This is a genomic window from Anoxybacillus sp. J5B_2022 (genome assembly GCF_026847645.1).
Lineage (GTDB): Bacteria > Bacillota > Bacilli > Bacillales > Anoxybacillaceae > Anoxybacteroides.
In genome coordinates this window covers 1-1,164 of the sequence record NZ_JAPSMC010000152.1, presented here as the reverse complement: position 1 = coordinate 1,164, position 1,164 = coordinate 1, and the positions used below count along the sequence as shown (strand labels likewise).

Genomic DNA, 1,164 nt, shown 5'->3' with positions numbered 1-1,164 from the left:
CTTTCTTTCGACAGGACATTCTGGCTCAACAAGTGGATGGCGGAGTCACATTGGCGATCGGCATGCATTCCCATGACCGATCCAGCTTTGGCATCCATCAATACGGTTTCATACTGATGTCCTTTTTTACCGCGATTTCATCTAAGCTAAGCACCATCCCTTCCTGACAAGATGCCTCCGTTGCGGTTTGGCGCTCTTTTGCTTTTTTTGATGCGATGGAGTAGTAGATGCGTTCCAATGTCGTATATGGGATGCGGTGCTTTCGGCTAACCTCTTGAATGGTGGAGCCTTCACAAAGTTCATACAAGTGCTCACAAAATCGATTGGTGTAATGTTGATTGGGTTGAATCGATTCCAAAGAGGCGGAAAACACTTGGGAACAATTCCAACACCGATAGCGCTTTACCTTTACGAACAAGTACACCGGTTGATGGAAAATCGCCAAATCCCGTACTTTTCTTGTCCGTCTGTCGTGGACAGAGGAAGTGGCAAACCCACAATGAGGGCAGCGTTCCTGTGTCTCTGTTTTCTCTACATGAATCGCATAACCATAGGAATGAAGTTCTTGTTTAATCACTTTCAATTCTGGCAATCCTAGTGGTATCGAAAGCACTTACGAGACCTCCTTAATGTTGATTTCACCGCTAACATTATTGCCAGGATCTCGTCAGTGCTTTCTCTTTTTTGTCACTAAATCACAAAATTTGGTGATGAACCAAATTTTTTTCGTTTCACTATTATATACATGCACTTTAAAGTTGTGACTTCTGTATGAACACCTTTTTTCATGGTTATACTGCTCCTACATACCCACGTATAAAAGGAGCGAAAATGACATGAAACGTCTTAAAATTACGAATGATCACGGCTGGACACCTCGAACACTTCGGAAACAAGAACGGAAAATCAAAAATGCTTCGCTTCGTGCTCGGGTTACCGCCGTTCGTCTTGTCATGGAAGGGTATCTCGGAAAAGACGTCGCAAAAATGGTCCATCTATGCCGTCAATCGGTTGCTCTCTACGTCGCACGTTTTAATGAAGGAGGGCTCGATCGTTTACTCGATCGCCGCTTGCCACCTGGTCGCGTGCCATTTCTTACGGAAGAACAACAACAAGAAATCAGACAACTCGTGTTAACCACCACCCCTGTGGAGGTCGGTTGGG

1 protein-coding gene and 1 pseudogene are annotated in these 1,164 nt (G+C 44.8%); one reads left to right on the top strand and one right to left on the bottom strand.

Features of this window, described 5'->3' with window-relative positions:
* Positions 1-613, bottom strand: a pseudogene (locus M4I42_RS16915) (transposase family protein); the annotation flags it as partial.
* Between the two features lie 223 nt (positions 614-836).
* Between M4I42_RS16915 and M4I42_RS16910 the strand changes: the two are divergent.
* Positions 837-1,164: helix-turn-helix domain-containing protein (locus M4I42_RS16910; RefSeq protein WP_268853194.1), on the top strand; the 328-nt coding region annotated here is incomplete at its 3' end.